This window comes from Rhizobium sp. BK316, from assembly GCF_014193695.1.
GTDB lineage: Bacteria > Pseudomonadota > Alphaproteobacteria > Rhizobiales > Rhizobiaceae > Rhizobium.
In genome coordinates this window covers 619925-633251 of record NZ_JACHZR010000001.1, presented here as the reverse complement: position 1 = coordinate 633251, position 13327 = coordinate 619925, and the positions used below count along the sequence as shown (strand labels likewise).

The window sequence follows — 13327 nt, the reverse complement described above, 5'->3', positions numbered from 1 at the left end:
GCCTCGCGCTGAAACGTCAGGAGGACCGCGGGTTTTGTCCCACGGTCCCGGCTTGCCTGGAGATCGGAGGGCAGGCGCCCGGCGTCAGGCTTCCAGCCAGACGCGGGTCGCGACGTAGCCGTTCGACATGTCGTTGCCGATGTCGTGGACGTAGCCCTTCACCTGCTTGGTGGAGGCGTTCACGAAGTCGTTGAACATCGGCAAAATGACGCCACCCTCGTCGCGGACCATCATCGCCATGGCGCGATACATGTCCTTGCGCTTGGCTTCATCAAGTTCGGAGCGGGCCTGAAGCAACAGCTTGTCGAAGTCAGGGCGCTTGAACTTGGTGTCGTTCCAGTCGGCCGTCGAGAGATAGGCGGTGGAATACATCTGGTCCTGCGTCGGGCGGCCGCCCCAATAGGAGGTCGAGAAGGGCTGGACGTTCCAGACGTTGGTCCAGTAACCGTCGCCCGGCTCACGCTTGACCTCTATGTCGATGCCGGCCTTCTTGCAGCTTTCCTGATAGAGGACGGCCGCGTCGACACCGCCGGGGAAAGCGACTTCGGACGTGCGCAGAAGGACCGAGCCGCTATGGCCCGATTTCTTGTAGTGGAAGGCCGCCTTGTCGGGATCGTAGACGCGCTGCTCGATGCCCTCGGGGAAAAGCGCGTAGGTACTGTTGATCGGAAAGTCGTTGCCGACCTTGCCGTAACCGCCGAGGATCTTCTCCACCATGGTCTCGCGGTCCATGGCGTATTTGAGCGCCAGGCGCAGGTCGTTATTATCGAACGGCGCCTTGTCGCAATGCATGATGAAGACATAGTGGCCGCGTCCGGCGGTCGAAAGGATCTCGACATTCGGAGCACGCTTCAGGAGGTTGACGGTCTTCGGATCGACACGGTTGATGTAATGCACCTGGCCGGACGAGAGCGCGGCGATGCGCGCCGTGGCATCGTTCATGCCGATGATTTCGATGGAATCGACATAACCGCGGTCGGTGCGCCAGTCGTCCTTGTTCTTCTCGAAGGTGGCGCGCACGCCTGCCTCGAAGTTCGTCAGCTTATAGGGGCCTGTGCCGATCGAGGCGAGCGGATCGTCGACACCGCCATTTGGCTGAATGACCAGATGATAGTCGGTCAACAGCAGTGGCATATCGGCATTGCCTTCCGAAAGCGTCAGCACGAGGTTGCCGCCGTCCGCCTTGATTTCCTTGATCGAGCCGAGAACGCCGAGCGCGCCGGATTCCGACGCCTTGTCGGTATGACGCTTGAGGGTCGCAACCACGTCATCGATCGTCAGTTCCTTGCCATTGTGGAACTTGACGCCCTTGCGGATCTTGAAGGTCCAGGTTGCAGCATCCTTCGACGGCTCCCAGGATTCGGCAAGCGCCGGTACGGCGGCGCCCGTCAGCGGGTCGGATTCAACCAGCATGTCGCCCCAGCAGCGGCCGACGCAGAACATGAATTGCGACAGGAATTTCGCCGGGTCCTTCGAGTCGGTTGCTGCCCCGCCCTCCAGGCCAAGCTTCAGATGACCGCCGCGCTTCGGTTCGGCGGCCTCGGCACTTTCGGTAAAGAGCTTGTCGGCAACGGCAAGCGTCAGGCCGGCTGCCATGGCGCGTCCCAGGAATTCGCGGCGGCTGAGGCCACCGGCGGTCACCCGGCTTGCGAGATATTTCGTATAGTCGTTCATTCCCCTTCTCCTTCTTATGGTGCGTTGACTTCGATTTTTTGGGCATGATCCCCAAACGGTTTCCTCTTCCGTCCGAGGTGCCCGCACGCTTGCGGGAAGATGATGCGGTTGCCGCCTTATTACCGTCCTTTCCAGTTAGGGCTTCGTTTTTCGGCAAAAGCCCGTGCGCCTTCCAATTGGTCCTCGCTCGAATAAAGCCGGTCCACCGTTGCAAACTGCCGTTTGGTGATTTTGTTCATGGCAGTCTGGAAGGTCGAACCCTCCGATTCACGGACGATTTCCTTGATTGCCGCATAGACGAGCGGCGGTCCGCTTTCGAGCAGGCGGGCGAGATCCCAGGTCCGGTCCATCAGCTTGTCTGCTGGCAATATCTCATTGACGAAGCCCCAGCGATGCGCCTCCTGGACGTCAAGCCAGCGGCCGGTCAAAAGCATGTCCATGGCGATATGATAGGGGATGCGCTTCGGCAGCTTCACCGAGGCAGCATCGGCAACCGTGCCGGAGCGGATTTCCGGAAGTGCGAAGGTCGCGTGCTCGGCGGCGAGGATCAGGTCGGCGGAGAGCGCGATCTCCAGGCCGCCTCCGCAACAGATGCCGTTGACAGCGCAGATGACAGGCTTGTTGAGATCCCGTAACTCCTGCAGCCCGCCGAAACCGCCAACACCATAATCTCCGTCGACCGCGTCGCCTGCCGCGGCGGCCTTCAGGTCCCATCCGGCACAGAAGAATTTCTCGCCTGCGCCGGAGATGATTGCCACGCGGAGCGCTGGATCGTCGCGGAAATCGCGGAAGATCAGTCCCATGTCGCGGCTGGTGGCAAGGTCGATGGCATTCGCCTTCGGCCGGTCGATGATGACTTCCAGCACTGTGCCAACCTGTCGGGTGCGAATGGCGTCGCTCAACCTATGCTACCTCCTCCGCCGGATCAGGGCATCGACTGCGGCCACGCCGTGACCTTCGGGAAGAACCATCAATGGATTAATGTCCAGTTCCTCCAGCCGTGCCGCATTCATTACGACATAATCTGCCGCCCGTGCGACAGCCGTTACGGTCGCTTCGAGGTCTCCTTTCGGGCGCCCGCGATACCCTTCGATCAATTTTGCGATCTTCAGGCGTAAAATTGCCTCGGAAATTTCCGATCTCGTTGTCGGCAACGGCAAGATGACGGAATCCTCCAGCAATTCGACGAAAATTCCGCCAGCGCCAAGCGTTAGCGATAATCCGAAGACCGGGTCGCGGGAGGCGCCGACGATCAGCTCGGCGACGGGCCGGTCGACCATCTGCTCGACCAGAAAACCGCGTGTCGCAGTCATCTTTGATGCGGCATCCGATACGGCCTTGGTATCCTTCAGGTTGAGTGCGACGGCGCCTGCTTCGGTCTTATGCGCGACGCCGAGAGCTTTCAGGGCAACAGGAAAGCCGAGCCGCTCGGCACAATCTGCCGCCTGAAGCGGCGAGCCTGCAACCCGGCCTTTGGGGATCCGGAGGCCGGCGAGGTCGAGTTCGGTCTTTGCATCGGCCTCCGTCAGCGTTTCGATTGCGCCTTCGACAGACGCCACATTGAGAAGCGGCAGGGAAGGCGGCTTGCGCCAGGTATCACCGATGCCGGCTGCGATTTCTGCGGCAATCAGGGTTTCATCAATACCGCAGAAGGGGACGACGCCGTCGGCGATCAGACGGTCGGCGACAGCCTCCGGCATGTTTTCGGGGAGAGTCGCCAGGATCCCCGCAAGCGCGCCTGTTGCAGACGCCGCAGCGGTGACCGCGTCAGCCGTCGTCACCCAATCTGCCGCCTCGCATCGATCGGCGCGGGGAAAATCGAGGACGACGAGATTGAGGTCGTAGCTACCTTCGAACATGGCGGTGAAGGCCTCTGTCTGACGCGCAAGATCGCCCCACACGAACGTGTGGTAATCGAGCGGATTGGAGATCGTCACCATGTTGCCGAGGATGCCTCTCAGGCGCGGCAGTTGCTTTGGTTCAAGGTCTCGGAACGTGATGGCGCGTCCGATGGCAGCATCCGACATCAGCGAGGCTTCGCCACCCGAGCAGCTCATGGAGGAGATCGCGGCACCTTGCAGCGGGCCTGCGACATGCAGGAGTTTCAGCGCTTCGAGCAAAGCCGGCAGCGTTTCGACGCGGCCAAGGCCGAGGCGGGCAAGCACCGCATCGGCCACGGCATCGCCGCCGGCAAGGGATGCGGTATGGGAGAGCGTTGCCTGTCTCGCCTGTTCGGATTTGCCGACTTTCAAGATAATAACGGGCTTTTTCGTCAGGCGGGCTGTGGCGGCAAGGCGCTCGAGCGCGGCTTTGTCTCCAAAGCCTTCGACATGCAGGCCAAGCGCCGTCACGCGCGGATCGGAAAGCAGGCCGCAGGCGATATCGCAGAGCGAGGTTTGCGCCTGGTTGCCCGACGTCACGACATAGGCGATCGGCAGGCCGCGTGTCTGCATGGTCAGGTTGAGCGCTATATTCGACGATTGGGTCAGGATCGCCACGCCGCGTTCGACGCGCCTCATGCCGTGCTGATCGGGCCAGAGCAGCGCGCCGTCGAGGCCGTTGATGAAGCCGTAGCAGTTCGGCCCGAGGATCGGCATGTCGCCTGCGGCGGCAATCAGCGCCTGTTGCAGCTTGTTGCCATCGGCTAATTCCGCGACGGCCTCGCTGAAGCCCGAGGCATAACAGACCGCACCGCCACCACCAGCCGCCGACAGGCTGCGCACGATCTCGACGGTCAATGTCCGGTTGACCCCGACGAAGGCCGCGTCTGGCGGCGACGGCAGTTCGGAAACGCTTCTGTAGCAGCGTCGCCCGAGGACCTCGTCGAGCGTCGGGTGAACGGGCCAGAGCTCGCCCGCAAACCCCATCCGGTCGCACTGCTCGATCACACGGCGCGCTTCACGACCGCCGAAGACGGCGATCGTTTGCGGTCTGAACAGGCGGTCGAGCGCGCGTGCTGTCATCGGCTACGCTCCCAGAGGCCGCAGGAGATCGCGGCTGATGATGTGGCGCTGGATCTCCGACGTGCCGTCCCAGATACGTTCGACACGCGCGTCCCGCCAGAAGCGGGAAAGCGGCAGGTCGTCCATCAGGCCCATGCCGCCATAGATCTGGATCGCCTCATCGGTGACGCGGGCAAGCATTTCAGAGGCGTAGAGCTTGGCAGACGCGATTTCGCGATCGGAAGTCAGGCCGGCATCCAGGCGCCATGCCGCCGAAAGCGTCAGCCAGTCGGCTGCGTCGATCTCCGTGATCATGTCGGCAAGCTTGAAGGAGACGCCTTGATTGGCGCCGATCGGCCTGCCGAACTGCTTGCGCTCGGCGGCATAGGACAAGGCCATGTCGAAGACGCGCCGCGCCCGGCCGACGCAGGTGGCGGCGACCGTCAGCCGCGTGCCGTAGAGCCAGTGATTGGCGAGTTCGAAACCGCGATGCACCTCGCCCAGCACTTGGGAGGCCGGAATCCGGCAATCGGCAAAGCTTAAGGTGCAATTGTGATAGCCGCGGTGGGAGACGGAATCGTAGCCCTTGAGGATTTCAAAGCCCGGCGTGCCGCGATCGATCAGAAACGCCGTGATCTTCTTCTTGAGACCCCTTGGCGTTTCCTCTTCGCCGGTTGCGGCAAAGACGATGATGAAATCGGCGACATCGGCATGCGAGATGAAATGCTTGGTACCATTGAGGACGAAATCGCCGCCGTCGTTGCGAGCGGTGCATTTCATGCCGCGCATGTCGGAGCCGGCATCGGGCTCGGTGATCGCCAGCGCGTCAATCTTTTCACCGCGGACCGCCGGAAGCAAATAGCGTTCGCGCTGTTCGCCCTCGCAGGCCATCAGGATGCCGGAGGGACGGCCAAAAAAGACCGTCAGCGCCATGGAGCCGCGGCCAAGCTCGCGCTCGACCAGCGTGAAGGTGACATGATCGAGGCCGGCGCCGCCGGCCTCTTCGGGGAAATTGCAGGCGTAGAAGCCGAGGTCGATGCATTTGCGCCGGATCTCAGCCGCGAGATCCGGCGGGACGACGCCGGTGCGCTCGACGTCGTTCTCATGCGGATAGATTTCGGTTTCGACGAAGTCGCGGACCGTCTCGACGATCATTTCCTGTTCTTCGCTGAGGCCGAAATCCATAGCGATCTCCCTATCGTTTCTGGCCGACATGGCGGCCGACCCCATCGGGGGGAGGCAGTTTTGCATGGGCCGCGGCGATCAGATTTGCCTTGTCGAGGACTGCGGCTGGCGCCAAGGTCGCCTTGCCGGCCTCGGTATCGACATGCAGCAGCATCTGCTCGGCAGTGGCGAGCACCGTGCCGCTCTCGGTGTCGCAGACGGTATGGAAGAGGTGCAGCCGCTTCTCATCGACTGCGAGGATCTGGCAGGTCGAATGGATCGCCTGCCCGAGTTTTGCTTCGCCAAGATGGCGGATATGGGTCTCGACCGTATAGTAGCTCCGCCCTGCCTCGACATAGGCAAGATCGACCCCGATCAGCCGCAGAAGCGCATCGGACGTATCGCCGAAGACCTGTAGGTAGCGATGCTCTGTCATATGGCCGTTATAGTCGACCCAGGCTGGGCTCACCTTCGTCTCGACGAGCTTGAGAGGGCCTGCAGGATCAGCAGCAGTGGTTTTCCCGCCGCCTGCGGCCCAGAGGGACCGTTCGAAATCCTTCAGCAACTGGCCGGCGCCCCAGCCCTTGCCGTCGTTTCCGCCCTTCAACGCCTGCAGGATGCCGACGAGATTTTCGTCGCGGATGCGCTCCAGTGCGCGGATCGAAAGGCCGGCGGCCTGTTCGTCCGACTGTTTTCCGATCTTTTCGATCAGCGCCTCATCGAGGTCGACGACGTCGGTGAGCTTCGTCCAGGGCCAGGCAAGGCAGGGGCCGAACTGGGCGAGGAAATGGCGCATACCGGCCTCGCCGCCGGCGATGCGATAGGTCTGGAACAGGCCCATCTGCGCCCAGCGCAGTCCGAAAGAATAGCGGATGACGTTATCGAGCGTCTCGACGGTGCAGATATCGTCATGGATGAGCCAGAGCGCCTCGCGCCACAGCGCTTCGAGCAGTCGGTCGCCGACGAAGGCCTCGATCTCCTTGGCGATATGAACGCCCTTCATGCCGATCGGGATCAGACGTTCCATCGCTGCCTCGATGGTGGCTTTTGATGTCTTCTCGCCACCGACAATCTCCACCAGCGGCAGCAGGTAGACGGGATTATAGGGATGGGCGACGAAGAGACGCTCGGGATGCCGCATGTCACGCTGCAGGTCGCTCGGCAGCAGGCCGGAAGTGGATGAACCGATCAGGGCATCCGGTCGTGCCGCAGCATCGATCTCCGTCAACACGCGACGCTTCAGGTCGAGCCGTTCCGGCACGCTTTCCTGGATCCAGTCGGCACCGGAGACGGCCTCTTGCAGGGACGTTTCGAAGGTCAGCCGGCCACGTGGCGGCAGCGGTGCGCCGGTCAGCATGGCATAGGCTTTTTCCGCATTGGCAAGGATCTCGCCGACGATGCGGCTTGCTTCCGGATGCGGATCGAAGACGCTCACGTCGATGCCGGCAAGCAGAAAACGTGCAATCCATCCGCCGCCGATGACGCCGCCGCCGATACAGGCCGCTTTGGTAATCCCTGTCATTTCGTCCTCAGCGCTTCGTCAGATTCAGTTTCTTGCGGACGTCCTCAGGACCGATGATCCTGGCACCCATGCCTTCGACCACCTGCGCGGCCTTTTCGACGAGCTGCGCATTGGTGGCGAGAGCGCCCTTGCCGATATAGAGATTATCCTCGAGGCCAACGCGGACATTGCCGCCCGCCAGAACCGCGGCAGCCGGATAGGCCATGGCGTTGCGACCGATCGAAAAGGCCGAGAAGGTCCAGCTATCGGGCACGTTGTTGACCATGGCCATGAAGGTATTGAGATCGTCTGGAGCACCCCAGGGAATGCCCATGCAGAGCTGGATCAGCACCGGATCTTGGATCAGGCCTTCTTCGGCGAGCTGCTTGGCAAACCAAAGATGGCCGGTGTCGAACGCCTCGATCTCGGGGCGCACACCGAGATCGGTCATCTTCTTGGCCATTGCCCGCAGCATGGCGGGCGTGTTGGTCATGACGTAATCGCCGAGATTGAAGTTCATCGTGCCGCAGTCGAGCGTGCAGATTTCCGGCAGGCATTCGGCGACATGGCTGACGCGCTCGGTTGCTCCCGCCATATCCGTTCCCGCGGTCTTCAAGGGAAGGGGACTTTCGACATCGCCGAAGATCAGATCTCCGCCCATGCCGGCCGTCAGGTTCAGCACCACATCGACGTCGGCCGAACGGATGCGGTCCGTGACCTCCCTATAAAGGTCGTTGCGGCGGCTTGCGGCGCCGGTTTCCGGATCACGGACATGGCAGTGAACGACTGCCGCCCCAGCCTTGGCGGCATCGATCGCGGAGGCCGCGATCTGCTTGGGAGTAATGGGAACGTGGCTGGATTTCGAAACCGTATCGCCGGCACCGGTGACGGCACAAGTGATGAAGACATCGCGGTTCATCGCAAGAGGCATGTTTGTTGTTCTCCCTCGTCTTGAGGCCATTACGCGCCAGGATGAGCGAGGATGCTTTGCATTTTCGGAATCGATCGATACATTATCGGAACACCGGGGAGGGGAGTTTGCTGCAGCGATCGACCGAACGGCTCGACATCGATCTTCTTGTCCTGCCGGATACCAATCTCATTCTCATTGCCTCCGTCATCGAACCGCTGCGCGGAGCAAACCGCATTTCCGGCAGCGAGCTCTACCGCTGGCACATCTTCACGCCTGACGGCGAAGCTGTACCGACAACCAGCCACATTGCCATACCGGCGCAGGGAACGTTCCAGGTGACGGCATCGGATACGCCGCTCTTCGTGCTGGCGAGCTACAACTGGCGGCAAAGCGCAACGCCGGGCCTGAAGATGCAGCTATCGCAGGCGGCACGCCACCGGACGATGATCGCCGGCATCGAATCCGGCACCTGGCTGCTTGCCGAAGCAAGCCTGCTCGACGGCCTGTCGGCGACCGTGCATTGGGAGGATTACGAGGATTTCGTGGTTGCCTATCCGCAGGTGTCCGCGGTCAAGGACCGGTTCGTCATCGACGGCAAGCGGGTGACGACATCAGGCTCGCTGCCCACCGTGGACCTGATGCTGGAGATCATCCGGCGGCGCCAGAGCTATTCGCTGGCGCTCGAGGTCAGCCGGCTGTTCCGCTACGAGCAGCCAGCCTTTCATGCCGACGAGGCGCTGTCGGCAGGCTTGCGCATGGACGATCCGCGGGTTGCCCACGCCGTACGGCTGATGGAGGACAATATCGAGCAGCCGATCGTGCTGACGCGTCTTGCCCGCAGGGTCGGGATCAGCGCCCGGCACCTGCAGGATCTCTTCCAGGCCTCGATCGGCGCGCCGCCCCATATCCATTATCTTGCGCTCAGATTGAACGCGGCGCGGCGCAAGGTGATCGAGACGACGGCGTCCTTCGCCGACATTGCCGCGGCGACGGGCTTCAATTCTGCCTCCGCCTTCGCGCGAAGCTATCGGGCAAGCTATTCCGAAAGTCCCTCGGAAACGCGGCGACGGCTGCGGCGTCCGGTCAGGCCATCGGAAGCCCGGCCATAGGCTGGAAGGCGTCGCGCACCATCTCAGCAAGCTCGCGAACCGCTTCGCTCGACCGGAAGGTGTTGCGACGAAGCACGACCCTTGAGGAATCGACCGGCGGGAAACCATCCTCGGTCGTCAGTTCCCGGCAGCCGGGCGGGATGTTGCTGCGCGACAGCGTGGTGACGGCAAGACCGGCAGTCACGGCGTTCTTCAGTCCGGAGCTGGTATCGGCAATGAAAGCGACCCGGTAGTTGCGCCCGAGCTGGTGCAGCGACTTCAATGCAAAGTCGCGACACCAGCTCGAGTCTCTGTAGGTTGCGATCGGCAGCGGGTCGATGTCGTGCAGCCGGTGGACGATCGAGGTCACCCAGACGGTCGGGTCGATGCAGAGCACTTCACCACTCATCTGATCGCTCCAGTCGAAGACGACGGCGAGATCAAGCTCGTCGCGTTCGAGGGCGGCGATATTGCGGACAGTATAATCGCAGGAGACCGTGACCTCGACGGCCGGATGACGCACGGCGAAGGCTGCAAGTGCTGCGGGCAGCACAGTCTGGCTATATTCCTCGGGAATGCCGATGCGAACCGGTCCGTCGAGCGGCTTGCTGCGGATCGTCGCCGCCGCCTCACTCAGGAGATCGATGACACGGCGGGCATAGGGGACGAGCTGGACGCCCTGACGTGTCAGCACCACCCCTCGGGCGCCGCGTTCGAACAATGTTTCGCCGATCGTGTCTTCCAGCTTCTTGATCGCCGCACTGATCGCAGACTGCGTTCTGCCGACGCGCTGTGCGGCCGCCGAAAAATTGGTGGTCTCGACGACGACGAGGAAGGTCCGGAGAAGATCACTCTCGATGGGCTCGCGCATGGACAGCCATAGAAAAAATCGATGCCATCCATCTCTACTATTCGTTTGTCTGATGTCAATTGCAGGTGCAGAAAGGAAGTGCGTTCGACTTTTCCTCCTTCGAGACTAACCTGCGTGACCATTGACCATCCGGCCAGGCACCTCGGTGCCGGCGAGCGCGAGAAGGGCATCCTTCTCGTCATCGGGGCGACACTTGCCTGGAGCGCCAGCGGCGTTTACTCGCGGCTCCTGACGACAGACGTCTGGACGGCGATCGCCTGGCGTTCGCTGTTCGGTGGGTTATTCCTGCTGATCCCCTGCCTGTTCCTCGAAGGCGGGATATCACGAAAGCAGTGGCGCTCCGTCCTGCATCCGTCCGGCCTGGCGATGATTGTCTGCCAGACCGTCAGCCAGGGCTGCTTCATCGGGGCGCTCTATATGACCAGCGTCGCGAATGTGACGATGATCTATTCGACCGCACCCTTCATCGCCGCCCTGTTCGGCTGGATCATCCTGAAAGAGGGCGTCGGACGGCGCACGCTGATTGCCGGCGGCATTTCCCTTCTGGGTGTCGTGGTCATCGTCGCCTCGTCGATCGGCGGTGGCACCGGGCTCGGCGACCTCTTAGCGCTTGGCATGACGGTCTCCTTCGCGCTCGTCATCATTATCCCGCGCATCAACCCTGAAGTGCCGAGCCTGCCGCCGACGGTTGTCAGCGCCTTCCTGACGCTCGTCATCTTCGCTCCATTCGGCTCGGTCGGCTCGCTTGATCTTCACAACTGGATCGTGCTTGCAGCTTTTGGTGCGACCAATTTTTCGCTGGCGCTTGTGCTTTTCCTGGCCGGGGCCAGGCGAATGCCGCCGGCCGAAGCTGCGCTGATCGGGACGATGGAGATCGTGCTGACCCCGTTCTGGGTCTGGCTTCTGTTCTCCGAGCAACCGCCTGTCGCCACCTTCTTCGGCGGCGCCATCATCTTCGCAGCCGTTCTCTGGCATACCGCCGTCGATCTCAGCCGCAGCCGGCGGGCGCATGCCGGCTAGAAAGCGACGCCGATCGGATCGTCATTTCAGGCGCCATGGGTCAGAATACCGGTTCGATTGCTACTCCCACCCAGCAAAGAGTGCGGACATGTCCTCCAAAGACCCCCTGCTGCAGCCTTTCCAACTCAAGCACCTGACGCTGAAAAACCGCGTCATGTCGACCGCTCACGAGCCGGCTTATTCGGAAAACGGCATGCCGACGGATCGCTACCGGCTCTATCACAGAGAAAAGGCGAGAGGCGGCATCGCGCTGACCATGACGGCGGGATCGGCAGTCGTCTCGCCTGACTCTCCGCCATCCTTCGGCAATCTCCATGCCTATCGCGACGAGATCGTGCCGTGGTTGAAGAGACTTGCCGACGACTGTCATGAGTTCGGTGCGGCGGTCATGATCCAGCTTACGCATCTTGGCCGCCGCACAAGCTGGAACAAGGGCGACTGGCTGCCCGTTCTGGCGGCTTCGCCGATCCGCGAGCCGGCGCACCGGGCCTTCCCGAAAGAGGTGGAAGACTGGGACATCGAGCGTATCGTCGCCGACTATGCAGGCGCCGCGCAGCGCGTGCAGGAAGCCGGCCTCGACGGTATCGAGATCGAGGCTTACGGCCATCTGCTCGATGGTTTCTGGTCGCCGGCAACCAACCGGCGTGAGGACGAATTTGGCGGCTCGCTCGACAATCGTATGCGTTTTTCTGTCATGGTCACGCGGGCGGTTCGCGAGGCAGTCGGGCCGGATTTCATCGTTGGCATGCGTCTCGTCGCAGACGAGGACTGGGAGAAGGGACTATCGCGGGAGGAAGGCATAGAGATCGCCTCACGATTTGCCCGATCCGGCGACATTGATTTTCTCAACATCATTCGCGGCCATATCGACAGCGACGTCGCGCTCAACGAGGTCATTCCGATCCAGGGCATGGCATCTGCCCCGCATCTCGATTTTGCCGGCGAGGTGAGGGCGATCACCAAGTTTCCGGTCTTCCACGCCGCGCGCATCGGGGATGTAGCAACGGCCCGTCATGCGATCGCCGAGGGGAAGCTCGACATGGTCGGCATGACGCGCGCCCATATCGCCGACCCGCATATCGTGCGCAAGATCGAGCGCGGCGAGGAGGCGCGCATCCGGCCCTGTGTCGGCGCTACCTATTGTCTCGACCGGATCTACGAAGGCGGGGAGGCACTCTGTATCCACAATGCTGCGACCGGACGCGAGGGACAGATCCCGCATGAGATCGAAAAGGCCGAGGTTCGCCGCAAGGCCGTCGTGGTCGGTGCGGGACCGGCCGGCCTCGAGGCCGCCCGTGTGCTCGCGGAGCGCGGGCATGTGGTCGATGTCCTGGAAGCAACGGGAAAAGCCGGCGGACAGGTCAATCTGCTCGTCCGCAATGTCAGACGCAGGGAGATGATAGGCATCATCGACTGGCGGCTGGCGGAACTTGAGCGGTTGGGTGTTCGCATGCATTATGATGTCTACGCAGAGGCAAGCGATGTCCTTGCTCTTGAACCCGACCTCGTTGTCATTGCGACCGGCGGCATTGCGCAGCAACCCGAACTCGATGCCGGCGATGAACTCGTAACCTCCTCCTGGGACATTCTTTCAGGCGGCGTCAGGATTGCGGATGCGGTCCTGCTCTTCGATGACAACGGCGGACATCCAGGCATGTCGGCCGCCGAAGTGATTGCTAGAAGCGGTGCAGAGCTCGAGCTTGTGTCACCCGAACGCTTTTTCGCACCCGATATAGGGGGCATGAACCACGTGCCCTATGCCCGTACCTTTGCAGAACGGAACGTCAGGGTCACCATCAACACGCGGCTCAAGTCCGTCCGGCGCGACGGCAATGCTCTTGTCGCCGTACTCGGATCGGATTTTGCAGACGGCGCACAGTGGGAGCGGCGCGTCTCTCAGGTCGTTGTAGAGCATGGCACGCTTGCCAATGACGGGCTTTATCTTGAGCTGAAGCCGCTTTCGCGAAATCTTGGAGCCGTGGATTATGCCGCCTTGATCAATCGTCGGGCGCCACTGCCGAAGCTCGGTAGTCAGGGGCGTTTCGATCTCGTGCGAATCGGCGATGCGATTTCCAGCCGCAACATCCATGCTGCCGTTTATGACGCTCTGAGATTATGTTCGTTGTTTTGACCTCTTGGCAATTGCCCTGCGTT

The 13327-nt window shown here is 62.0% G+C and carries 10 protein-coding genes; 3 read left to right on the top strand and 7 right to left on the bottom strand.

Annotation, left to right across the window (positions count from 1 at the left end):
• Positions 1-84 precede the first annotated feature (84 nt).
• The 6 genes from FHT87_RS02780 to FHT87_RS02755 all read right to left on the bottom strand — a co-directional run bounded on the left by FHT87_RS02780 (position 85) and on the right by FHT87_RS02755 (position 8212).
• Positions 85-1674 carry an ABC transporter substrate-binding protein gene (locus FHT87_RS02780; protein WP_183725153.1) on the bottom strand — a complete coding sequence of 530 codons (1590 nt, stop codon included), beginning with the start codon at positions 1672-1674 and terminating at the stop codon, positions 85-87.
• 119 nt (positions 1675-1793) lie between these two features.
• Positions 1794-2576, bottom strand: a complete 783-nt coding sequence (locus FHT87_RS02775; protein WP_183725151.1) for a carnitinyl-CoA dehydratase — start codon at positions 2574-2576, stop codon at positions 1794-1796.
• Positions 2577-2582: 6 nt separating this feature from the next.
• Complete coding sequence (locus FHT87_RS02770; RefSeq protein WP_183725149.1) at positions 2583-4637, bottom strand: acetate--CoA ligase family protein; 2055 nt, start codon at positions 4635-4637, stop codon at positions 2583-2585.
• A 3-nt stretch (positions 4638-4640) separates the two neighbouring features.
• Positions 4641-5801, bottom strand: coding sequence for an acyl-CoA dehydrogenase family protein (locus FHT87_RS02765; protein ID WP_183727181.1), 1161 nt, complete (start codon positions 5799-5801; stop codon positions 4641-4643).
• 10 nt (positions 5802-5811) lie between these two features.
• Positions 5812-7302: a carnitine 3-dehydrogenase gene (locus FHT87_RS02760; protein WP_183725147.1), complete on the bottom strand. Its 1491-nt coding sequence runs from the start codon at positions 7300-7302 to the stop codon at positions 5812-5814.
• Between the two features lie 7 nt (positions 7303-7309).
• Positions 7310-8212, bottom strand: a complete 903-nt coding sequence (locus FHT87_RS02755) for a 3-keto-5-aminohexanoate cleavage protein (RefSeq protein ID WP_183725144.1) — start codon at positions 8210-8212, stop codon at positions 7310-7312.
• Between the two features lie 41 nt (positions 8213-8253).
• Here FHT87_RS02755 and FHT87_RS02750 point away from each other — a divergent pair, with 41 nt between their 5' ends.
• Positions 8254-9303 (top strand): GlxA family transcriptional regulator, encoded by a 1050-nt coding sequence (locus tag FHT87_RS02750; protein ID WP_183799294.1) that lies wholly within the window; start codon positions 8254-8256, stop codon positions 9301-9303.
• Here FHT87_RS02750 and FHT87_RS02745 read toward each other — a convergent pair.
• Entirely contained in the window at positions 9278-10153 is an 876-nt protein-coding gene (locus tag FHT87_RS02745) for a LysR substrate-binding domain-containing protein (protein WP_183799291.1), read from the bottom strand. The two genes, FHT87_RS02750 and FHT87_RS02745, sit on opposite strands and share 26 nt — an antisense overlap.
• A gap of 114 nt (positions 10154-10267) precedes the next feature.
• On the opposite strand from FHT87_RS02745, the gene FHT87_RS02740 reads away from it, so the two are divergent.
• Positions 10268-11173 (top strand): DMT family transporter, encoded by a 906-nt coding sequence (locus FHT87_RS02740; protein ID WP_183799289.1) that lies wholly within the window; start codon positions 10268-10270, stop codon positions 11171-11173.
• Positions 11174-11261: 88 nt separating this feature from the next.
• Positions 11262-13304 (top strand): NADH:flavin oxidoreductase, encoded by a 2043-nt coding sequence (locus tag FHT87_RS02735; RefSeq protein WP_183799286.1) that lies wholly within the window; start codon positions 11262-11264, stop codon positions 13302-13304.
• The last annotated feature ends 23 nt before the right edge of the window (positions 13305-13327 follow it).